At 44.6% G+C, this 22,748-nt stretch carries 25 protein-coding genes; 16 read left to right on the forward strand and 9 right to left on the reverse strand.

Features of this window, described 5'->3' with window-relative positions:
- Positions 1-212 precede the first annotated feature (212 nt).
- The 3 genes from WC788_05515 to WC788_05525 all read right to left on the reverse strand — a co-directional run bounded on the left by WC788_05515 (position 213) and on the right by WC788_05525 (position 2,069).
- Positions 213-863, reverse strand: a complete 651-nt coding sequence (locus tag WC788_05515) for a hypothetical protein (GenBank protein MFA6097058.1) — start codon at positions 861-863, stop codon at positions 213-215.
- A gap of 195 nt (positions 864-1,058) precedes the next feature.
- A complete protein-coding gene (locus WC788_05520; GenBank protein MFA6097059.1) occupies positions 1,059-1,427 on the reverse strand; it encodes a hypothetical protein in 369 nt (122 codons plus the stop codon).
- Positions 1,428-1,778: 351 nt separating this feature from the next.
- On the reverse strand, positions 1,779-2,069 hold the full coding sequence (locus tag WC788_05525) for a hypothetical protein (protein ID MFA6097060.1): 291 nt from the start codon (positions 2,067-2,069) through the stop codon (positions 1,779-1,781).
- Positions 2,070-2,391: 322 nt separating this feature from the next.
- Here WC788_05525 and WC788_05530 point away from each other — a divergent pair, with 322 nt between their 5' ends.
- Positions 2,392-3,066 (forward strand): hypothetical protein, encoded by a 675-nt coding sequence (locus WC788_05530; GenBank protein ID MFA6097061.1) that lies wholly within the window; start codon positions 2,392-2,394, stop codon positions 3,064-3,066.
- A gap of 23 nt (positions 3,067-3,089) precedes the next feature.
- Here WC788_05530 and WC788_05535 read toward each other — a convergent pair whose 3' ends face one another.
- Positions 3,090-3,890 (reverse strand): NAD(+)/NADH kinase, encoded by an 801-nt coding sequence (locus tag WC788_05535; protein MFA6097062.1) that lies wholly within the window; start codon positions 3,888-3,890, stop codon positions 3,090-3,092.
- A gap of 208 nt (positions 3,891-4,098) precedes the next feature.
- Between WC788_05535 and WC788_05540 the strand changes: the two genes are divergently transcribed.
- From WC788_05540 to WC788_05550, 3 genes are all read left to right on the forward strand, one after another.
- Positions 4,099-5,082, forward strand: a complete 984-nt coding sequence (locus WC788_05540; protein MFA6097063.1) for a thiamine pyrophosphate-dependent enzyme — start codon at positions 4,099-4,101, stop codon at positions 5,080-5,082.
- A 171-nt stretch (positions 5,083-5,253) separates the two neighbouring features.
- A complete protein-coding gene (locus tag WC788_05545) occupies positions 5,254-6,330 on the forward strand; it encodes a prohibitin family protein (protein ID MFA6097064.1) in 1,077 nt (358 codons plus the stop codon).
- 89 nt (positions 6,331-6,419) lie between these two features.
- Entirely contained in the window at positions 6,420-6,638 is a 219-nt protein-coding gene (locus tag WC788_05550; GenBank protein ID MFA6097065.1) for a hypothetical protein, read from the forward strand.
- A gap of 110 nt (positions 6,639-6,748) precedes the next feature.
- Here WC788_05550 and WC788_05555 read toward each other — a convergent pair whose 3' ends face one another.
- From WC788_05555 to WC788_05565, 3 genes are read right to left on the reverse strand one after another with little or no spacing between them, the layout of a single operon-like run.
- Positions 6,749-7,180 (reverse strand): Zn-ribbon domain-containing OB-fold protein, encoded by a 432-nt coding sequence (locus WC788_05555; GenBank protein MFA6097066.1) that lies wholly within the window; start codon positions 7,178-7,180, stop codon positions 6,749-6,751.
- Positions 7,180-8,349: a thiolase domain-containing protein gene (locus WC788_05560; protein MFA6097067.1), complete on the reverse strand. Its 1,170-nt coding sequence runs from the start codon at positions 8,347-8,349 to the stop codon at positions 7,180-7,182. Before WC788_05560 ends, WC788_05555 begins: the two co-directional genes overlap by 1 nt.
- Positions 8,350-8,360: 11 nt before the next feature.
- Complete coding sequence (locus tag WC788_05565) at positions 8,361-9,404, reverse strand: hydroxymethylglutaryl-CoA synthase (GenBank protein MFA6097068.1); 1,044 nt, start codon at positions 9,402-9,404, stop codon at positions 8,361-8,363.
- 334 nt (positions 9,405-9,738) lie between these two features.
- Here WC788_05565 and WC788_05570 point away from each other — a divergent pair, with 334 nt between their 5' ends.
- Positions 9,739-9,903 carry a hypothetical protein gene (locus WC788_05570; protein MFA6097069.1) on the forward strand — a complete coding sequence of 55 codons (165 nt, stop codon included), beginning with the start codon at positions 9,739-9,741 and terminating at the stop codon, positions 9,901-9,903.
- A gap of 110 nt (positions 9,904-10,013) precedes the next feature.
- On the opposite strand, the gene WC788_05575 is transcribed toward WC788_05570, so the two are convergent.
- Together WC788_05575 and WC788_05580 are read right to left on the reverse strand one after the other, a co-directional pair.
- On the reverse strand, positions 10,014-11,030 hold the full coding sequence (locus WC788_05575) for a hypothetical protein (GenBank protein MFA6097070.1): 1,017 nt from the start codon (positions 11,028-11,030) through the stop codon (positions 10,014-10,016).
- A 111-nt stretch (positions 11,031-11,141) separates the two neighbouring features.
- Positions 11,142-11,507, reverse strand: a complete 366-nt coding sequence (locus WC788_05580) for a hypothetical protein (protein MFA6097071.1) — start codon at positions 11,505-11,507, stop codon at positions 11,142-11,144.
- A 249-nt stretch (positions 11,508-11,756) separates the two neighbouring features.
- Between WC788_05580 and WC788_05585 the strand changes: the two genes are divergently transcribed.
- The 11 genes from WC788_05585 (at position 11,757) to WC788_05635 (ending at position 22,688) form a co-directional block, all read left to right on the forward strand.
- Positions 11,757-12,605 carry a hypothetical protein gene (locus tag WC788_05585; protein ID MFA6097072.1) on the forward strand — a complete coding sequence of 283 codons (849 nt, stop codon included), beginning with the start codon at positions 11,757-11,759 and terminating at the stop codon, positions 12,603-12,605.
- A 4-nt stretch (positions 12,606-12,609) separates the two neighbouring features.
- Positions 12,610-13,266 carry a hypothetical protein gene (locus WC788_05590; GenBank protein MFA6097073.1) on the forward strand — a complete coding sequence of 219 codons (657 nt, stop codon included), beginning with the start codon at positions 12,610-12,612 and terminating at the stop codon, positions 13,264-13,266.
- A 126-nt stretch (positions 13,267-13,392) separates the two neighbouring features.
- Positions 13,393-15,210, forward strand: a complete 1,818-nt coding sequence (gene recJ / locus WC788_05595) for a single-stranded-DNA-specific exonuclease RecJ (protein ID MFA6097074.1) — start codon at positions 13,393-13,395, stop codon at positions 15,208-15,210.
- Between the two features lie 171 nt (positions 15,211-15,381).
- Entirely contained in the window at positions 15,382-15,786 is a 405-nt protein-coding gene (locus tag WC788_05600) for a DUF559 domain-containing protein (GenBank protein ID MFA6097075.1), read from the forward strand.
- A gap of 216 nt (positions 15,787-16,002) precedes the next feature.
- Positions 16,003-16,881, forward strand: coding sequence for a hypothetical protein (locus WC788_05605; protein MFA6097076.1), 879 nt, complete (start codon positions 16,003-16,005; stop codon positions 16,879-16,881).
- A 10-nt stretch (positions 16,882-16,891) separates the two neighbouring features.
- A complete protein-coding gene (locus WC788_05610; protein MFA6097077.1) occupies positions 16,892-17,506 on the forward strand; it encodes a hypothetical protein in 615 nt (204 codons plus the stop codon).
- Positions 17,507-17,756: 250 nt separating this feature from the next.
- Positions 17,757-19,280: a YifB family Mg chelatase-like AAA ATPase gene (locus WC788_05615; GenBank protein MFA6097078.1), complete on the forward strand. Its 1,524-nt coding sequence runs from the start codon at positions 17,757-17,759 to the stop codon at positions 19,278-19,280.
- A 214-nt stretch (positions 19,281-19,494) separates the two neighbouring features.
- Positions 19,495-19,701, forward strand: a complete 207-nt coding sequence (locus tag WC788_05620) for a hypothetical protein (protein MFA6097079.1) — start codon at positions 19,495-19,497, stop codon at positions 19,699-19,701.
- 243 nt (positions 19,702-19,944) lie between these two features.
- Positions 19,945-21,798 (forward strand): ATP-dependent zinc metalloprotease FtsH, encoded by a 1,854-nt coding sequence (ftsH, locus tag WC788_05625; protein MFA6097080.1) that lies wholly within the window; start codon positions 19,945-19,947, stop codon positions 21,796-21,798.
- Positions 21,799-21,962: 164 nt separating this feature from the next.
- Complete coding sequence (locus tag WC788_05630; protein ID MFA6097081.1) at positions 21,963-22,337, forward strand: pilin; 375 nt, start codon at positions 21,963-21,965, stop codon at positions 22,335-22,337.
- 117 nt (positions 22,338-22,454) lie between these two features.
- Positions 22,455-22,688, forward strand: a complete 234-nt coding sequence (locus tag WC788_05635) for a hypothetical protein (GenBank protein MFA6097082.1) — start codon at positions 22,455-22,457, stop codon at positions 22,686-22,688.
- The last annotated feature ends 60 nt before the right edge of the window (positions 22,689-22,748 follow it).

The following is a 22,748-nucleotide window of genomic DNA, read 5'->3' on the forward strand; positions in this document are numbered from 1 at the left end:
CTCCAATATAACGTATTATATTTCCGCAAGATCGCTTATTTAAGCGCATCTTGACTACACATTATATCACTTTTATACTTTTTGTCAAGTCTTTCATTGGCTACAATCTAAATCACATATCGCCAAAACACACGAGGAACATCGCAAAATTCATAAAAAAATACCTCATAGTATTTCTATGGGTATAGGTTTCGGATCTTATAGATCGCCTATTACGCAATAGCCTCAAGGATCAGGTTCACCCTTTTCTCTGGAGTATCGAATCCTTTTTCGGTCAATATAGCATCATAGACTTCCTCTGAGCTTCCCTTATATTTTGCGGGGATCAGGCATTCATCAAGTCCCGAAATAAGTTCGTTCTTCATTGCTTCTCTTTCTTTTGCCCACTGGGCATCGATGATATCGAATATCTCGAAAAGCAATGCGATCTGTATTTTGTTCTTCTCCTTTTTCGGAATACCACCAACCTCTCCAAAGCCCGATGCGATCAAAAACATTCCGGCGATTGAAACCTGCGGATTCTTGTTGTCATAGGCAATTGTCCGCAAATTGCATCTTTGCGCTTCCAATAAATCAGCGTATTTGCCCACATCTCTGAATATGACTGAAGGTATGCCTTTTTCATCCGCTATTTTCTTGAGACGAAGGATCATTATGGCCATGAGGCATTTTCTAATCTCGCCGGGGATCGTCTCGACACGGTCCATTCCACGGCTCACATCCAGTGAAGCGATCAATTTATCGTTCAAAAGGCTCCGATCCTCCCACATATTGAATTTTCCAACCCTGACCCAGAGTTCATCGATCTTTCCGACGCATTCGCGATATAATTCTTCTCCACTTATTCGGCTATTTCTTGCCATTTTATCTTCCTCCTCTTTGATTTACAGTATCGGTCAAATGACGCCTCTCCTCATAATACAGAAGAGCCGCCATTATTCCCGGCACCATGGCATTCTGCATAAAATTAACATCGCAACGTCATATCTTAATCGAAACACCGGATTTTGTCAATTATCCGGATCTTGGCCAAAAAAAAGTCAGCCGAATAGGCTAACCTACTTTCCATAATATGACGGACTTACGATGATCTCAACGCTTTGCCCTGTCTTTTCCTTTATGATCCTCTTCAGCTTCCGGTTCATTGATTCGAAATCTTCATCGGAGTAGCTTTCCTCGTTCAGAAATTCGTTATTTTTTCTGTTTTTCAAGCATTCTATGTTTATAACGACATTCGAAGTGCCATATATTACTTTCGCATTCCAATCGGTTATGATAAATTCATTTCTTTTGTTTCCGTTGAATGCTTCTATTGATTCACTTAACTGGCCTTCAAGCCTCGACAGCGACAATTCTCTCGCGCTGTTCGCCTGTTTGATAGCTTCTTCCGATCTTGTGACGTCCGCCGCTAAATCTCTCATACTCATTTTATTTTCCTCCATTTCTCATTTCATCCCAAGTAAATCATCTTTTCTTTTTCCGATACAATTACGATTTATTCCTTTTCATTCCTGATCATTCTCATCTATATTCCCATGTTTGTCACCTTATTTCACCGGTTTTTAACGAACTGTCCGAAGCTTTTGAGCTCGGGTGGGAAAGAAACGGATTGGCTTCTCTCTCGTCCGGATTCAAATTGCATTCAATCCTTATTTCTCTACTTAGTGTTATGTTTACACATACTATCATACGATCATTTTTCTGTCAATAGTCCATCTTCACAAACAAAAAAAGAGGGACCTTTGTCCGTTATCCAGAACAAGAATTCCCAATGTTGATTATATTCTCAGCTCCGGCGGAAGCTGGTCTTTGTATTTTTCCATGTATGGTTTCATGATCTTCATTATCTTGCGCTCCATCTGACCCTGTATCAGAATTTCAACAACAAGGAATAAGGCCAGAACAAGGTTCATCTTCACAAGAAAATACATGCCGCTGATCATCGCGAAGAGCGATATTATCACCATACACATGCCCGTTATAATGCATGCGATCGACATTGCGCCTTTGGCATACATATACCGCGCAACGGCTTTCTCATCTTTTTCAATTTGCTCTTTAGAATTCATTTTCGTCTGCCTCCCGACGCTTCGTTCATATAAATTCTATATATTTGCCCAGCCCGCCAACCTTCACTTTGACATTGAGGATGTGCTAAACAAACATAGCATTGTATCATATCACACATCTCATGTCAACATACCCCATGGCTTACAAAAGAATATATGCAGCGAACAGACTGCGTAACGGAAATCAAAATAGGCATGAAATTCCCACAAAAGGCTCAGATCTCATCATTTTCATCTATTCCATTTGACATAATCAACCGCAAGTATAAAATTAATACTAGTGAAAAATAAAAAGCTCATTGACATGATGAAGGTGAAAACAATGGAAAATAAAGAACAATATGTCGCGACGTTCCGGCGATGTGATAAATCGAAGATATATCTGAATAAGATGTATCATAGCTTTATGGATAAAATGAACTTTCTGATCCTTGAAATGAAAACTTCGACAGTTACGACATTCCGCAGCGTATATATAAGCGCGCTGGCCAAGGAGATCATGGAAGCTGAAGATTTCGTTTATGTCATCAGCGGAGAACTGAGTTCAAACATCTGGAACAGCAGCCAGATCGTGAAGGCGATCACCAATACAAAAGCAAAACACATAAAGATCCTCTGTGGACCGGAAATAGACCTGAATAGCATCGAAATTCTAAAGCTTGTCTCAAGCGGTAAAATAGACCTATATTTTACCAGGAAAAGATTCAAGAAGCATTTCATGCTTACGGAAAAAACTCTATTTATGGAGAAGGGCCACAGAAGCTTCGATTTCTCTGATGAGATCCTGATGACCCGCAGGAACGCGAGCCTGATCATTTCATTCTATAAAAAGAAATTTGAAGCAAAAATATTATTCAAGAAACATCTGCAGGCAAAAGATATTCTTGAAAAGTTTTCTCCGCGCGTCTTCACACTAGACGCAAAAGACAACAACAAAATACCGGATCAGGATAAAATCGATGAATTCCTGGCAAAAATGAGATTAAACCAAAGATAGAACTGGCAACATGCCGGTTTTTTTTATTGTACAGCCGCCTGCAGTTTCACAAAATAGCTGCTCTTGGGCGCTCTCTTGATTATGACATGATCTCCCGGCCTGAACCTATAGTTCCTCTGGCCGTCCGCGACAAGATAGGGTAAATTTTGTTTTTTGTCATTCAGAAGCGTAACTCTGAATGCCGCTCCCGACGATGTCACAAAAGATTTTGCGTTCGGAAGCAGAATATCCGATTCAAACAGGGCATTGTTCGCCACCACGCTGAATCCGTCAACAATAAGCACCGGCCCGCCCGCGTTCATATTATATGCCGTCGAACCCGTTTTCGTTGAAAAGATCGCTCCGTCGCCCGTCACGCTTGCCCTGAAAGACTTGTCTTTGCCGATCGTTTCGATGAGAATCGACACTGTTCTGTTTATACCTCCGATATAGATCTCATTAAGGCCGCTTATCGCGCCGATATTCTTACCGTCGTGGAAGATCTCCGCCTGGATCCTTGTCCTTTCCTGTATTTTATATCTGCCGGCAATGATCTTCTCGATTTCGGCGAACATATTCTCTTTCCGGATCTCGCAAAGATAGCCCCTGTTCCCGAAGTTGACCCCGACCAGAGGTATCTGATATTCAGCGATCCTGTCAGCGGCGAAAAGGAACGATCCGTCGCCCCCGAAGGCAATGGCAAAGTCCATGCGCTTTTTCAGGATATTTTCTTCAGGATTGACATATACAGTGTGCTCTTTAGACCTCAGCCAGTCAAAAACCTGGCTGACCGGCTTTACCACTTCTCTTTTCTTTTTTTTGTTATAAATTATCGCGATTTTCATAATAATTGATCAATTTATTAAGCTTGAATATATATTACTAGATAATTATGCTCTTGTCATATATTGCATATAGAATACGAACGGACTTGCAGACGATTTTTCGCACAGATCTTGATCCGACTTCTGGTCATATTTATTGCATGTATTTCGCATATATTTATTTCACATTAAATATGCTATAATATATCCATAAATGTAATTTATTCATATGAATCTAATCGAATTATCCCAAAAAGAAGAACGGTTAACTTCCGGCCACAGGCTTTGTGCGGGGTGCGCCGAACCGATCAATATGAAACTTGTTCTGGCATCCATCAAATATCCGGTCGTCGTGATCAACGCCACAAGCTGCCTTGAAGTTGCAACGACCATCTATCCTTATACCGCGTGGAACATCCCATGGATACACAATGCTTTTGAGAATGCATCGGCAACCGCAAGCGGAGTTATCGAAGCATATCATGCGATCCTGAAGAAAAAACCCGAAGACCGGCCGGATTGGGCGAAAGATATTCCGGCGGATATAAAATTCGTCGTGGTCGGAGGAGACGGAGGAACATATGACATCGGGCTTCAAAGTCTTTCCGGAGCGCTCGAGCGTGGCCACCAATTCCTTTATGTCTGCTATGACAACGAAGCATATATGAATACCGGGAACCAGAGATCGGGAGCGACGCCGAGAGGGTCCAGTACGACCACGTCTCCCGTTGGAAAGGCCCAGCAGGGAAAAAAGGAATTCAAGAAAGACCTGACTGCCATCATTGAGGGACATCACATAAATTATGTCGCCCAAGCCTCGATCTCGCATTTTGCAGACCTCACAAGAAAAGTGCAACGCGCAGTCGAAGTTGAAGGTCCGTCGTTCATCAATGTCATCAGTCCGTGCCAAAGAAGCTGGGGTCATGACCCGTCTCTCACCGTTCGGATCTGCGATCTTGCCGTGCAGTCGAACATCTGGCCTCTTTACGAAGTTGATCATGGCAAGTTCATATTGAACATAGACCCGAAAGACCGGAAGCCCGTTATCGAGTGGCTGAAATCTCAGAAAAGATTCAAGCACCTTCTCTCTCAAGCGAATGAAAAACTTGTTGGCGAGATCCAGGAGCATGTCGACAAGGAGTTTGCTCGCATCAAGAAAAGAGCGGAGGATTGCAAGGAGATCACACCTGCTGCGCAACCTCAGAATGGATAGAAGTCCTAAAGACATTCGGATAAGCATAAACAAGCAGAAAGCATAAAATACAAATTACGAAAGACAGACAAAACGCAAAAGCACAGCTTTCAAACAGTTTGTGTTTTGAAAATTGCTATTTGTTTGTGATTTGTCTCTTGTAATTTGTGATTTAACTTTCATATATTCAAAATGAAAAACACTGAACAGATCACAAAATGGATAACTTGGATAATAATCCTTATTATCTTCCTTAAGCCGTCATTTCTCATAGACCTGATCATATTTCTTCTTTTCCTCCTTCCGATCGTCCTTATCATATATGCTTCATACAAAAGAAATAATCTCAATTTGAAGTTTTCCGGATTCAAAGACGGAAAGCAATATTTCACGCCAAACGACCCTTTGAATATATTTAAAAATATTAACTGCAAAACAATGCCGAATATAAACAAAAATAGCGGGGTTATGATCTTACTCGTACTCCTTGCGATAATCATCATTCCAAAAATGATCGTGATAATCCCGGCTGGAGAAACGGGCGTTTATCATCTCTTCGGAAAAGTAAGCGAGAATGAACTTTCATCCGGCCTCCACTTCGTGAATCCTCTCGCCAACGTGACAAAAATGACCGTCCGGACCGAACAATACACAATGAGCATCGCTCGCGAAGAAGGACAGAACACGGGCGACGACTCTATCGACGCTCTCACGAATGAAGGGCTCACCGTTAAACTGGATATTACGGTTTTCTATCACCTGCTGGAAAGTCGGGCCTCAGATGTTTTCAAGGACCTTGGCGCAGATTATGAAGAAAAAATAATCCGCCCCGAAATCAGAAGCGCCATCCGCGAGGTCGTCGCGAACTATGATTCCAAATCGATATATTCCGACAAAAGAGATGAAATGATAACCTCCATCAAAGATAAGCTTGCAAGCAACATAGACCCGAGGGGCATCATAGTCGAGCAGATACTTCTCCGAAATGTGATCCTCCCCGTCAAACTCGACCAGAGCATCCAGGAAAAGCTCCAAGCCGAACAGGAAAGCCAGAGATATAACTTCGTACTGGACAAGGAAAAGAAAGAAGCGGACAGAAAGAGGATTGAGGCAGAAGGCATAAGAGATGCGCAAAAAACCATCAGCGAGAGCCTTACTCCCGAATATATAAATTATCTCTACATCAAAGAATTGAAAGACAGGCAGGGAACGATCTATGTCCCGACAAACCCAGACAATGGCCTGCCGCTTTTCAAGGGTGTGCAATAGACCGGTCTTCCCGCATAATAAGGAGCTTAGCTCCTTTTGATTTGACAACTTTCCATAAACATATAAATTAAAGACAGGAGGATGATATTTTGAAAGACAAGGAAAAAAAACAAAAGAACTTCCCGACATTCATTGAAATCGACCTCACGGACGCTCCGGATTTTTCCGATGGCGACTGTTCTCATTACAGAATAAAAAACGAGAGTCAGTTTCCACCGAACGAAACCTTTTTCTGCTTTTCATCCCAGCTTGGGAGAGATTGCTGTTCGCACTGCATGCTGGAATGCAATCGGAATTTCGGCATGTGATAAACCTGCGAGTTATGAAATTCATAGCCCGCTTTTTTATTGGAGCATTGTATCCTAAAACTTAGATTTAGGACGTTCTACCGGAATAAAAAAAGGAGATAGTTGTTCTATCATCCATTTATTATTTTTTCGCCTCCTGCGCTCTTTTTGATCCTTTCCGGAACGAATTTCGTTCCATAATAGATCATACCTTTCTCGCTCTCTTCTCCAAGCTTCCTGAAGACCATCCTCACTTTCATCCCTATATGAACTTTTTCGGAAGGACATATCACTTGCGAGGTCATCATCGGCCCTTCGTCCAGCCTTATCAGTGCCAATACGTATGGCGTAAGTTTTTCGAAGTCTTTTGCTCCGGTATGCACTATGGTGTAGCTGAAGACCTCTCCGCTTCCGCTGAATCTGAACGGAACGATCTTGCTCTCCCTTCTGCATTCGGGGCAAAGGCTCCTCGGCGGATAGTAAAAGCTCTTACATCTCGTGCACTGCGTGCCGATGAGATTATAGATGTTCTTCAGCCTGCGCCAAAACCTTGGGACGGACATTATTTATCCCTCCCGAAGATATGGACGGCGACAGTCGCGCCCGAGCCTCCGACATTCTGCGTCAGCGCATATTTGGGATCATCGAGCTGCCTTTTTCCCGCTTCGCCCCGGAACTGAAGAACCGCCTCAATGGCCTGCGCAATGCCGGTCGCTCCGACAGGATGGCCCTTGGCTTTCAGTCCGCCCGACGTATTGATCGGAATTTTTCCTCCGATCGCAGTACATCCCTCTTCCGTGAATTTTCCTCCTATGCCTTTCGGAGTGAATCCGAGATCCTCGATCGCGCATATTTCCGCAATCGTGAAACAATCATGCACTTCTGCGAAACTTATATCCTTGGGACCGAGGCCGGCCATCTTATATGCTCCCTTCGCGGCAGCAACCGTTGCGTCGATCGTCGTTACGCTCGGCCTGTCATGAAGAGCAAGCGAACCGCTTGCCTGAGACAAAGCTTTCACATAGACCGGAGTATCCGTATATTTTTTCGCCTGATCCGCAGGAACAACGACAACCGCCGCGGCCCCGTCAGTGATCGGAGAACAATCCAGGATATGCAGAGGGTCTGCAACCATGACGGATTTGAGAACCATATCCACAGTTATCTCGCTCCTGAACTGGGCCTTGGGATTCATCGTCGCATTGTGATGGTTCTTGACCGCCACAGACGCCAATTGTTCCCGCGTTGTTCCGAACTCGAACATATGCCTTTGCGCTATCAAAGCGTAAAGACCCGGAAAAGTGGCACCCATTATGCCTTCGCCTTCCCTGTCCGCCGCCGCCGCAAGGACATCTGTCGTCTCATCTACGCTTACATCGGTCATTTTCTCCACGCCGCCCGCTATCACGATATCGTGGCATCCGGAACCGACCGCAATGATCGCCTGCCGGAGAGCCAGACCTCCCGATGCGCACGCCGCTTCGACATGCGTTGAGGGAATGTGGCGGTTCGCAAGACCTGAATAATCGGCAACCAGAGCTCCAATGTGCTCCTGGCCGATAAACCTTCCTCCGCTCATGTTTCCTATGTACATTGCTTCAATTTCTTTCGCTTGAATACCGGCATCGAAAACAGCATCGGCTCCGGCTTTGACGAACAGGTCCCTGAAGGACTTGTCCCACAATTCGCCGAATTCCGTGCATCCGACGCCTACAATAGCAACTTTTCTCATGATCGATCACCTTACAGTTTTATCTTGTTCTTATGTCTTGCATATGTGGCATAATCCACATATATAGGATCAGCAAGCAGCTCTTCCACGCTTGGCGCGCCACAACGGATCTCATCGATCCCGTCTTTTACGGTTATGCTGAACGCATCAGACCCGGCTCCCGAACCGAAAGCCGTCATAAAGATCCGATCACCCGGCTTTGCAATATCAAGCGTTGCGGCAAGTCCCATCATGCACGAACCCGAATAAGTGTTTCCTAGACGCGGAACCACAAGCCCCGGTTTGATCTGCAAGGGAGTGAATCCGAGGGTTTTCGCAACTTTGGTGGGAAACTTCCCGTTGGGCTGATGGAAAATCGCATAGTCATAATCCTCCGGCTTCGTTCCAAGCTTTTGCATCAGACCGTTGGCCGCAGATGTGATATGCTTGAAATATCCCGGTTCTCCGGTAAACCTTCCTCCATGCTCCGGATAGGGCATTCCTTCACGCCTCCAGAAATCCGGAGTGTCTGTCGTATAGGAGTAAGTATCTTCGATCTCGGCCGCAAGGTCCTTGCTTCCGATCACATAAGCGACTCCGCCCGCGGCCGCCGTGTATTCCAGCGCGTCTCCGGGCGCACCCTGAGATACGTCCGAACCGATCGCAACTCCGAGCTTGATCATTCCCGATCTCACCAGGCCCATGCACGCTTGAATCGCGGCGGTTCCGGCCTTACAGGCAAATTCAAAATCTGCGACCGTAAGATTTTCGGGACCTGCGCCAATCGCTTCGCCTACGATCGTTCCCGAAGGCTTCACCGCATAGGGATGGCTTTCGGATCCGACGTATATGGCCCCGATATCCTTGGGATCGATCTTCGCACGTGATATGGCACTTCGGGCAGCCTCGACGGAAATGGTTATCGTATCTTCGTCCATATCCGGAACGGATTTTTCAAAAACCATCAGTCCATCGATTATGCTTTTTGCGTTTGCGCCCCATACTTTGGCGATCTCTTCAGTTTTTATCCTATATTGCGGTATATATGCTCCATAGGAGACTATTCCAATGTTCATTGTTTCACCTTCTGTATTTGTCTTGTTTTTAACGAGCTTTCAAGCCATCATCATGATCATGGCTATTTTTTCTCGAACCCTACCATTATATATAAGGTTCAAGAACTATGTCAAAGTTTACATCCTCCGGCAATCAGACAGCACTAAGGATGTAATGTGTAAAGTCATCAACTTCCACGAAAAGCCGATATATTCACCATACAGCAATGGGGACGAAACTTGCCCGAAACATGATCCTTTTCAATACACGCTATTGACATTATCATGAAAGAATGTAAGATATTGTGTGATCCAAATCGGATCCGATATAACAGAAAGACGAGGAGGTAATCGCATGAACGATGCTTATATGGCCATATTCGTATTCATACTTATGCTGACTTCTGCCATTGGCATAGGATATGGCATAACGACACTGCTAGAGAGCGGCCTTCATATAAAAGATCGAATCACAACAAAAATTCCAGAATGGAAAACCAACAACGCAGAAGAGAAGTAATATACTTTTCTTTTTTTATATGACAATATGCCGCCCATCTCCCGTTCATCCCCGATCGGCCGATTCCGATCTGAAGCATAAATAAAAAAGTTGAATTATCTTAATTCAACTCAATGCTTGAGCCTTGAAATCTGGCTCAGCGTATATTCAATTTCATATTGTTCGTTTCCGCTCTGGAGCGCCATGTCCAAGGCAAGTCCCAAATAATACAAGCTTCTCAGCAATATTCCCGTTTCTATGAGTATTCTGGAACTTTCGCCTTTTGGATCCGTGCTTTTGGATCTGATGGCATACTCGAAAGCTTTTTCGATATCACCGGCGCTTTTTGACGTTATAGCAATGTTGATATAGCATCTGGCCTTGATATAATTTGCAAGAAAAACGCCGTCATCTATGCTTTCGACAAGCTCCCTCGCCGATTCGATCTTGTTTTCACCAAGGAGCAGTATAACTGCAATTATGGCATTCTCTTTATTGCCTGACTTTATTGAGCACCGGAACGCGAAAGGAATGTCTTTGGTGTCATTGACGACATATCCCGGAACTTCTTTTTTCGCATAGGCTTTTTCTATTATAATACTCGAAACTCTCCCGAAAAGACGTCCTTTTTCATCGGATCTTTCGATCTCGCGAAGCGCCCATTCAAGCTTTCCCGCTTCTGCCAGCGCTTCTACGAAATACTCTTTTGCCTTGCGAACCTGATGTTCTCTTCTCCTGTCGTTCTCGTTGAGAATCGGAATTTCACGGTTAAGATCCTCGATCTTTTCCGAAACCCTGAGAAAATCTTTTTCGTCTTTGCTGATCGAAGCGATGTTCAACAGAATATCAAAAGATTCCTCTGCGCGAGGTATGCCATACGAAACAGCTCGCGCCTGCTCAAGAAAGTCCGCCTCTGCAAATTTTCTGCACGCCAGCCTTCTTGTTTCGATCCTGCAGGAACCGTTCAGCACTTCATAGATCAGGTCAAAATCGCTGATCCTCTTGCTTGATGCTCCGACTAGCGCCATGAACCTGGCCTTGTTCTCAAAATTACCTTCTTTTTCCAAAACTTTCTTCCTTATCATGTCCAAAGACCTTTCAAAGAACTTTAAGTCTTCCTTTTTTTGTAGATCCTGTTCATCGTTCAAGTATATTCCTCCGGTTTGCCTTGAGCTGCGAAAAAATCAATGATCTGCGAGCCACAAGACAACGCACTTTATCATGGCTTCAAAAGATAGTCAATATAAAAAAAGAAGAGATCAGCTTGTTAGCTTCAGATCTCCCTTAAAACGGATTGTCGCTTCATTTGTCAGCAACAGCGCCATCAACACGATCACCAGCAGTACAGCCCGTGGAGTGAAAATGCCAAAAATCAGCACGATCAGACCATATATGGCAGCAGCCGCTAATAACGGAATAGCGAGTCGCCGTTCAATCTTATTTTGAGAACTGGAGTGTCTATGCATACCAATCAGCATGCATATTATCAGATATAACATCGATATTGATACATCAAAATATGGATACAATACAAATGTTACTGCCAGCACAACGCAAAGCATGAACGCAAAAATATTGACCAGTTCATTTCCGCTAAATTTAATGTTCTTTCCTTTTTTTACCATTTTCAAACCTCCAACTTTTGTCTTTCATTCATTTCTACAAACTCGATTGAGTAAGTTTCCATGAACATATTATAGCATAGTTAAAATGTTTTGTCAATATCTCATATTGACACATCAAGCATACGTGCTACATTATAATGTCCATAAGAAATGCAAAACTACGTATTTTATGCATTCCATAAATGGGCGATTCCGCTTATCGAGATAAGCGAAATGTACTTTAAAAAGATCTACAAAAGGTGATAAAAAGTGACAGCAAATGGAACAAGAAAAATAATCAAAGCGGCCACGGCCCTCTATGATAAGGGAAAGTGGCATGATGCGGTGGACCTTTTGAAACCGCTTCTGAAAACAAAGATTAGTATAAAGGATAGAAGAGAGATCCTGATGCATCTTGGATGGAACTTCTGGAAAATGTCTGATAAAGCCATGGCACTCACAATGTGGGAAGCCGCATTGGCTGCCGGGGCTGATGACATAACCAGAGCCGGCGCTCATGCAGGGCTCGGGATATATTTTGCCGAGCTGGGCAAAAAACGGGAATCTTTGCATCACGCAAGACTATCAGAAGAATTGACTCCCGAAAGCGCCGGAATGAGCCACATAATGAACCTGAATGCCTGCGCCATCAGCCTGGCAAAACTGAGCGAATTGGAAAGAGCCGAAAAACTTCTCCGGAGGATCGCGAAGCTGAACGAAATTCTTGAAACCTCAAGCGATCCTGAATTAGCGGCAAGAGCATCGCATCAAAGAGGCAAGAACGGCTACAATCTTGCTACCCTGGTCTATATTCCCATGGGAAGACTGATTGAAGCAAAGAATGAACTTTACGACGAAGTTATTCCAAGATACACCAGAGCGCAAGCCGCGGGCGACCTTGCGGCCGCATATCACAGACTTTCTGAGATAAATGAAAAAATGTCCGGGTCCGAAAATTCCGAAAGCCCTCTTGAACAGCTCGAACTTGCCCTTGCCTGGGAAAAAGTTTCGCTTAATTTCTGGAAAGAAGGCCCGAACGACCCCGGACGGATCAAAACAGCTGAGGAAAACGTGAAAAAGCTAACCGAAAAGATTTCGGAATTCAAAAAGAGGAGCTGAGAAAATGGCGGATGAGATCAAAACAAATCAGGAAGGACTTATCGCCGCGCTGGAAAATATGGGTTTTGAAATAAAAAACAAGAACACCATAACACTTGAAGTCACTGTAACGAAGGGAGCCTGTGTAATTACGGGCCAGAAGATCCGCACAGAAAAAGGGGAATGGACTCCCGAAAATATGGGCTATAAGCTCAGATCAAGAAGATGGGATATCCTTTTCTCTCCCATAGCCGGTAAAGATCCAAACGGAAAAAAGACGGATCTGGAACTGTTGCCCGATGAATTGAAAGCTAAACTCTATGGATATGCCCTGTGCATGGAACTCATGGAGAACATCAAGCTTTATAATATCCGGATCGAGCTATTGAAGCAAACCGTCGAAATCCTGAAGGAAAAAGCCGACGAGGAAGCAGTGAAGGGCGATGTCTCAGGCGAACTGTACGCCCGAATAAGAGACTTTGAAAAAAAAGTATTTTCGTCCGAATTTAGCCGGGATAATGACCGGAAACTGCTGGAAAAAAACATTCCGCTGCTGAATGGGAACACTCAAATATCCGGAATGATGGCACACCCGTTCAAATCCCCGCTTATGGGAAACAAGGAGAAACTTCTGCTGACCATCCTGGAAGGAAAGGAAATATCCCATAAAGACCTGCTCTGATCTGGCAAAATTCGCCGGATCTTTTTTATACAGACTATTGCCGATTAATTCACATAAACAGATCCGCTTTCGGCATTTCGAAATAATTGATATAATAAAACTGATGTTAAATCACTCTATTTTAATATGCAAAAGCGCTGGCTGATAAATGACAGGCCTCCCGAAAGTTTTGCAAAAGAATTTCCGGAACTTTCCGGGATCGTCCTGCAGCTCCTTTGGGACAGAAAGATCTGCAATCAAAACCTCATAGATGAATTTTTCAATCCTGATTATGCGGCGGATATTCACGACCCGAAACTTCTGAAGGACATGGATCGGGCGGTCGCAAGAATATTCGAAGCGCTGGAGAGCGAACAAATCATAACGGTCTATGGCGACTATGACGTGGACGGGGTGACTTCTTCCGTCATCATGGTCAGCACACTCGTCGAGCTGAAATCGGCCCTGAAGAAAATCGACAAAAAAGAAGCGGAAAAATTCATCGGCATATATATTCCGGACAGGGAGCTCGAAGGATACGGCCTCAACGAAAAAGCGATCAATGAGATAAAGAAAAGAAAAACGGACCTGATCGTCACTGTCGATTGCGGAGTTTCGAGTTTCGACAACGTGAACCTTGTGAATGAACTGGAAATGGACATAATCATAACCGACCATCATCATGTCCCCGAAAAGATCCCCAAGGCCTATGCGATAATCAATCCCAAACAAAAAGACTGCAAATATCCTTTCAAAGAACTTGCCGGAGCCGGTGTCGCGTTCAAGCTTGCACAGGGCCTCATCAAAGAGTTCGAAGCGAGAAAGACCGGACGGGAACTGCAGAAAGGTTTCGAAAAATGGCTTCTTGATCTCGTGGCACTCGGAACGGTTGCGGACTGCGTTGAACTTGTCGGCGAAAACAGAACGCTCACATCCTATGGACTTCTCGTCATCAACAAAACCCGGCGCACAGGATTGAAACAGCTCATCAGCTCCGCAGGCGCTATCGTCCGGGAAAACGGAAATGTCATCCAGAAAAAATCCATCGACTCCATTTCGATAAGCTTTATGCTTGCTCCCCGCCTGAATGCCGCAGGAAGAATGGACCACGCAAATACATCCTATGGGCTGCTCATTACAGATGACGAAAAAGAAGCGAAGCAATATTCAGAAAAGCTTGAAAAGAACAACCAATCGAGACAGAGGCTGACCGAAAAAATGATAGAAGAGATCAAAGCGAAGATCGGGAAATACAGATCAATGCCGAAAGTGATCGTGGAAACCGGCAAAGAATGGAAGATCGGGATCGTAGGGCTCGTGGCGGGAAAACTTGTTGATGAATTTTCAAGACCGTTCCTCATTTTATGCAAGGGAGAAAAAGATTGCGCGGGATCCGGACGGAGCATACCGGAATTCAATCTTATCGAATCCATCGAGACATGTAAAGATTTCCTTTTGGGATATGGCGGCCATTCGCAGGCGGCAGGATTGAAAATAAAGAACTCAAACGTGAAAAAACTGAAAGAGAAGCTGAATTCCATCGCCGACAAAATATTAAAAGAAGAGGATCTTGTCCCATCCATAGACATCGACTGCGAAATCATGACTGATGAAATAAATTGGCAGTTGGTGGATGAAGTGGAAAAGTTCAAGCCTTTCGGGCAGGCGAACAAGAAACCGGTCTTTGTCGCAAAAAAACTCGAAGTGCACGAAGTGAGGTCGGTCGGCAGCGGAAACAACCACCTGAAACTCTCCCTCAAGACGATCCTGAAAGACGGAAGCGTGAAATATTTCAGCGCGATCGGATTCAGACTCGGTAAATTCATGGACTCGATGCCCGGCGATCTTCCCGGCATCCGCTGGGGCGACATTGTGGATGTGGCTTTCCAGCTTGAGATCAATCAATGGAACGGCAACCGCGAACTCCAGATGAATATTATCGATATAAAGATAAGCGGAAAATGACACTTGATACACGCCCCCCAGCTCATCTCCGGAAACAATGCTTTACAAATTTTTTTAACAAAATCCCCGATCCTCCTGAATTGTTTTTAATAACGATCCTATCAGTTACCATGGAACGATTTAATTAATTCCCCTCTTGAGAGGGGACGAAGGGGTGTGTTAAAATAAAATATGCGTAAAATAATACCATATGACCCGAAACTTAAACAGATAGCAAAGAATCTGAGAAATAATAGCACCATGTCTGAAGTATTATTGTGGCAGCATTTGAAAAGCAAAAAAATGAAAGGATATGATTTTCACAGGCAAAAACCTCTTGGCAATTATATCGTTGACTTTTTCTGCAGCGATTTGGCGCTTGCAATCGAAATTGACGGCACAAGCCATGATGAAAAGATCAGTGAAGACACAAAGAGACAAAAACAATTAGAAGGTCTAGGAATCAGATTTATTAGATTCAATGACCTTGATGTAAAAAGAAATATTGGAGGGGTATTATTGGAAATTGAGAAATGGATCGAGGGGCATGATTTAAAACACACCCCTAACCCCTCTCAAGAGGGGAATACATTCTGAGTTGCTTACAGCAAGACCCCCGACACATCTCAAGAGGGGAATACATTCTGAGTTGCTTACAGCAAGACCCCCGACACATCTCAAGAGGGGAATACATTCTGAGTTGCTTACAGCAAGACCCCCGACACATCTCAAGAGGGGAATACATTCTGAGTTGCCACAACAAAAATACAAATCGATTAACTGCACATATACGGCTAATTATTATATGCATAAATGAAAAAAAAGAAAATAATCCTTTCGATACTTGTTCTGGTCCTGGCAGGCGCGATCCTCTATTTTGTGATTCTTGCAAATACGAATAGACCCTCCGACACTTCAAATCCCCAAGATATAAAACCGACATTCGTTCCGCCATCCGCAATGCCTCCGCTTTCGGTCGCGACGGACAAAACATCCTATGAATACGGAGAAAACGTGAAAATTTCCGTTCTTGCTCCTGGCTCGAAGAACATCCCGCCTTTTGCCTATTGCGAGATCACCATAAAAAGAACCCAGAGCAGGGACGGCAAGGAGATCGTAACAGCCGGACTCGAAGAGAAATATGTTCTTGATGAAAGTTCAGATGAATGCAAAGAATACAGATCCGGGTTTATTTTCGACATGGACGGTTCAAGGGCAAAGTCCGTCGAATGGAACCAGCTCTCGTGCGAAAACGGAAAAATCCCCGCTCCCGCCATTCCCGATGACTATTCCGTTATAGCGAGCTGCAAAGTTTCGCAAGCCGAAAACTACACAGGACCAAAAGCGTTTTCCGACGCAAGGAACATCAGAATAAGCGAGGATTCGTCATGCAAGAATAAAAAGATCGAAATATCAAAAGCCCAATATGACGATAAAGGTCTTCTTTCGGTCGAGATCAAAAATACCGGAACTGAAAATATAGAAAACGTCCGGATCTATCTCGATAAATGCGAAGACAAAAGGAAGGTCAAGGATGAGAAAGACTCGGGAAAGATCAAAGCCGGGTCCTCCATCACAGAAACATTCCAAACTCAAAAAAATTGCAAATATGCCCTGCTGAACGCCCATATCGATGAGTGCTATGACCATAATCCCGAAAGCTGGACAGCTTCAAACATAGTAATTCCATAAAACACAATTTATGTCGGATAAAAACAAAAACACTTCCTCGTTCGGACCGCTGTCGATTTTTGCAGTGATCATGCTGACGCTTATCGGAACTCTCTTTGGAGCGGTAAGTTTTCTTTCGTCCCGATATTTTTCGGCCATAAACTATCCGGAATATGATGCCAAGGCTGCCGTTGAAAGCACTGAGGCCGGTACTGAACCAAAGAGTCCGGAAATTCCTGCCGAAGCCAAATGGACAACCTATGCGAACGACAACTATGGATTCTCATTCCGGCATCCGGAGGACTGGAGGATAACCAAAGATCTTTTTTCGAAAAGTTTTATCCTTACCGCGACAAACAAAACCTATGCATCCGAAACCTCAGGCGAGATCAGGATCGAAGCGCTGAGCGAAGATGAGGTCAACACCGTCAAATACATGAACTATGATACCGCCGGCGACGGAACGGTCTATGCCTATGAAACGACATTCTCACATATGATCAACCTCGCGGGAAAAGAAAAAAAAGAATTCATCCGGTTTCACTATCTGGAGCTTGGCGCAAATGGCATAAATATCCCGAAAGACGATTGGAAATATTTCGACATATACAAGAAAATAACGGAAAGTTTTGCTTTTGTCAGATGAGATCCTGCAATGCGCAGCAGACTGTTTGAGAATGTCACCCTGAGCCCGTCGACCGAGTGCCACCTAAAACTTCAGCGGTGGCACAAGAGTCCCGCGAAAGAAAGATATAGCCTATTTGACGGGATGCTTCGACAAGCCAAGCATGACAAAATCTAAGTTTTCAACATTCTCGGACTGTCTGAAATTCCAATTATATTTATATTAAAATCGTTATTTACAAATCTTGATTTCTTATTCTTAAGTCTATTTTATGATCTCCAAAATAAACTCCTGCGCGGTCATCGGACTTGACTGCGAGCCAGTCGAGGTTGAACTCGATATAAGCGCAGGGCTTGCCGGCATAACTGTTGTGGGGCTCCCCGACACTGCCGTGCAGGAATCCAAGGAACGCGTCCGTTCCGCGATAAAGAACTCCGGATTCAAATATCCGACGACGCGCATCACCATCAACCTCGCGCCGGCGGACATAAAAAAAGAGGGTCCGGCCTATGACCTACCGATCGCTGTCGGAATGCTGATCGCTTCAAAACAGCTGAACGCCGATCTCACTGACAGTATTTTTGTCGGAGAACTTGCGCTTGACGGAAAGCTCCGCCACACCAACGGCATTCTCCCGATCGCGATCTATGCCAGACAAAAAGGATTCTCGAAACTCTATGTTCCGAAGGTCAATGAATATGAAGCCACGCTTGTGGAAGGGATAGATATCATGCCGGTCGAAAACCTGCTTCAACTGGCAGAGCACCTGATGGGCGAAAAACCGATCGAACCGGCCAAGGTCCATGGAATAAAATTTGAAGAATGCGACAATGATTTCTCGATAGATTTTGCCTATATCAAAGGACAGGAGCATATCAAGCGGGCGATAGAGATCGCTGCAAGCGGGGGACACAACATCCTCATGAGCGGGCCTCCCGGAACCGGAAAGACCCTTCTTGCCAGAGCGATCCCGACGATCCTCCCGCAAATGAGCAAAGAAGAAGCTTTGGAGGTCACAAAAATATACAGCATCGCGGGACTTCTTCCGAGCAACAAGCCCCTGATCGTATCAAGACCGTTCCGCTCCCCGCACCACAGCGCAAGCGCGATCGCTCTTGTCGGCGGAGGCCAATTTCCCAAGCCTGGCGAGATCAGTCTTGCTCACAGGGGAGTGCTCTTCCTCGACGAACTTCCTGAGTTCCCAAGGTCCACGCTCGAAAACCTGCGCCAGCCTCTTGAAGACGGCGTTGTCACGATCAGCCGCGCGCAAGGAACACTCACATTCCCGGCAAAGTTCTCGCTCGTTGCCAGCATGAACCCATGTCCTTGCGGATACTATAACGACCCTGAGCGGGATTGCGTCTGCTCGCCTTCTCAGATCATAAAATACCAGAAAAAGATCTCCGGACCACTCCTGGACAGGATCGATCTGAACATCGAAGTTCCCAGAATAAAGTTCGAAAAGCTTGCGAGCGAAACCCTTTCCGAATCATCAAAGTCCATCAGAGAGAGGGTTGAAAGCGCGAGAAAGATCCAGCGGGAGAGGTTCAAGGGAAGAAAGACGGTCTGCAACTCGGAAATGAACTCAGTAGCCGTAAAAGAATTCTGCGACGTCAGTCCGGAAACGATCGAGCTCCTGAAAACTGCGGTCAACAAATTCCAGCTGAGCGCCAGATCGTATTTCAAGATCCTGAAGCTTGCCCGCACCATCGCCGACCTTGAAGGAAAGAGCGCCATCGAAATGCCACATGTCGCCGAAGCCCTGCAATACAGGCAAAAGAGCAGCGTGGGATAAGGCGATCACAAAATAAATACAGGCGTTACAAAATTCGGTATCTTGAATTTTCAATTTTCAATAGCCAATTATCAATTAATTTTCAATTATTCAATTTTTATTCCAAATCTTTATATTTAAAATTGATTGAAAAAATCATTAATTCATTTATTCAAAATTTGATATTTTAATCCGTCATTTTTCATTTTTATTTTTAAATTTTTAATTTATTACTATGTCCAATGAAGAACAGATCCTGGAAATGCTTAAGCATAACCAGGCAGTGATGGAACAAGTCTATATTTCCGTCGAAAAAACCCGGAAATATTTCCTTTATTCCCTCATAATCACCATCCTGATGTTCGTCCTGCCTCTTTTGGGGCTCATCATCGTCATACCGATGTTTCTGAACTCCTATGTCGGCGCGCTGAACGGAATATAATCATCATATCGCAGGACCTGCTTCTTAAGCAGGCCTATTATGAATCAGAACGAAAAAAATCAGCGATAGGGCAATACAACAAAGGGAGAATTGCATCAGAAACATTTATTATTATCTGAAAATCTGCTATCATTGCCGTATAGCCCGCGGAAATATATTTCCATACCGTTTGTATTACTGTCTATGCAAAACGTTTTTTGCATGATATAATTCAACAACTAATTTTTATCATCTGACATATACATGAAAAACAGTAAAACACCGAAGAATCCTTTCAACGAAAGCAGCAGTTTCACAAAAAATCTTCTCACCATAATCCTGATCTTTATTATGTTCACCAGCATCTTCGCGCTGACTGACATTTCCGAGAAAAAACCCAGGGAAGTTTCCGTTCCCGAACTGGCTTCACAGATAAATGATGACAAAGTCAAGAGCATTGTCATAAAAGAGAATAATCTTGAGATCGTTCTGACCGACAACTCCAAAGAAACAGCGTTGAAGGACGCCAATTCGTCACTCGAAGAACAGCTTTCTTTCTATGGAGTAACAAAAGAGAAAGCGCAAAAAGCGGGCATATCCACAAAGGGCGAGTCAGGAACCGAATTTTGGGCGAAAGCTCTGATCCCATCGCTTCTTCCCATAATCATTATCGGAGCGCTGCTTTGGTTTATGCTGGGACAAGCGCAAAAATCCAATGTGCAGGCGATGTCGTTCGGAAGATCGACCGCCCGGTTCCAGAAGCCCGGAGAAAAGAAGAAAAGAACCACATTCAAAGACGTAGCTGGCGTGAAAGAGGCGAAAGAAGAGCTTCTTGAGATCGTAGAATTCCTCAAAAATCCGAAAAAATTCCTTGACCTCGGCGCGAGGATCCCGAGGGGCGTGCTCCTTCTCGGAGCTCCCGGAACAGGAAAGACGCTGCTGGCAAAAGCGGTCGCAGGAGAAGCGGAAGTGCCTTTTTTCAATATTTCAGGCTCTGAATTCGTTGAAATGTTCGTCGGAGTCGGCGCTTCAAGAGTGCGCGACCTTTTCAAGACCGCAAAGAAAAATGCTCCGAGCATCCTTTTTATAGATGAAATAGACGCAGTTGGCCGCCACCGCGGAGCGGGGCTCGGCGGGGGACACGATGAAAGAGAACAGACTCTGAACCAGATCCTAGTCGAAATGGACGGTTTCGACACCGGCACAAACGTGATCGTCATGGCCGCAACCAACAGGCCGGACGTCCTCGACCCGGCACTCCTCAGGCCCGGAAGATTCGACAGGCGCGTCGTCCTTGATCTTCCCGACATCAAAGACAGGATAGAAATACTCAAGGTCCACTCTGTCGGAAAACCTCTTTCAAAAGACGTTGATCTCCAGAAAATAGCACAGAGAACACCCGGCTTTTCGGGAGCGGAACTTTTCAATCTCCTGAATGAAGCCGCCATCCTGGCCGCAAGAAGGAACAAAAAAGTGATCGAAAACACGGAAGTCCTGGAATCGATCGAAAAGGTCATTCTTGGCCCGGAAAGAAAAAGCAATATCCTTCTCGACAGGGAAAAGAAGATCGCAGCCTATCACGAAGCGGGACATGCCCTGATCGGGCACATACTGCCGAACACCGATCCGATCCACAAGATCTCCATAATCTCAAGAGGAAGAGCCGCGGGATATACATTGAACCTTCCGACGGAAGACAAGCATCTTCACGCCAAATCCGAATTTGTCGATAATCTTGCAATGCTTCTCGGAGGATTCGCAGCTGAAAAAATAACATTCAAGGATATCACGACCGGCGCTTCGAACGACCTGATGAAAGCAAGCACTCTTGCGCGCGAGCTCGTGACAAAATATGGCATGAGCGACAAACTCGGCCCCATCGCATTCGGACAGCAAAGCGACATGGTTTTCCTCGGCCGTGAGATACACGATCAGAGGAACTACAGCGAGGAGAAAGCTGCCGAGATCGACCATGAAGTTGCACTTTTCATCGAAAACGCTCTGAAAACGGCAAAAAAGGTTCTCGAGGAGAACAAAGTAAAATTGGACAAGATCGCCAACCGATTGATCGAAGTTGAAACCATCGAAAAAGAAGAATTCGAAGAAATGATGAAATAGAATAAACATTGTTCTATTATTCCATTGCCAGATCACCTTCATCGCTGCGCTAAAGCTATTTCCAATATATAATTTCTCCGCCAGGAGTGGACTGGTTTTGGGTTGAAAATAATTTTTGAGAATAAGTTTTAGTGTTCAAATGTTTTAATTATTCAACATTAACAATGAAACAAACATTTCCCGCAAAAAGAAATTCGATTCTTTTCATGTTATCTCTGGCGATCTCTATCTTTTTTCAAACCCAGCTTGCCGAGGCCGCAGCGACCTGCGGAACCGCACTTGGAATATATTGCAATCCCACAACAACCCCGAGCCTGAGAGACGCCATATTGATCATCATCAAATATCTGTTCTCCATAATAGGCATTGTCTGCCTCATATTTATTGTCATTGCGGGGATGAAATATACGACCTCCGCCGGAAACGAACAGAAAGCCACTTCCGCCAAAGAAGCGTTTTCTTCCGCAGCGCTTGGACTGGTCATCGCCCTTCTTGCATACGGCATTCTGGATATCATACAGGGAATATTGAATTCATAGCCAGGAGAGTTGTCTGCCTGACACCTGTCTGCTTTCCTGAGAAATGTTGAAAACATATCGCTTGCATCGGTTGACATTTGATGCCACTTGGATTATAAATTAATCAGGAGGAATAATATGGCCAGCGACATCAAAATAAAGAAACTCTTGCTGCAAATGTCAATAATAGTCTTTGTGGGCTTAACGATCCCCACAGTCATGGCAAAGATAAGCGAATATGAATTCAGTGTTTGGATTTTAACGGTTTCTGCTTACACGGTCATAGTTTTCGCAGGATTTAAGATCGAATATGTCATGAACACAATAGCTTCTGTGATAACTCCCAAAAACAGGAAAGGAGTCTCTCACTAGGCTATTTTTTTTATTTATGCGACCAGATACCGGCCTAAACTTGATCAGCCGTAACCGCGC

The organism is Candidatus Paceibacterota bacterium, from assembly GCA_041661265.1.
In the GTDB taxonomy this organism is placed as follows: domain Bacteria; phylum Patescibacteriota; class Minisyncoccia; order JAHIHE01; family JAGLIN01; genus JBAZUT01.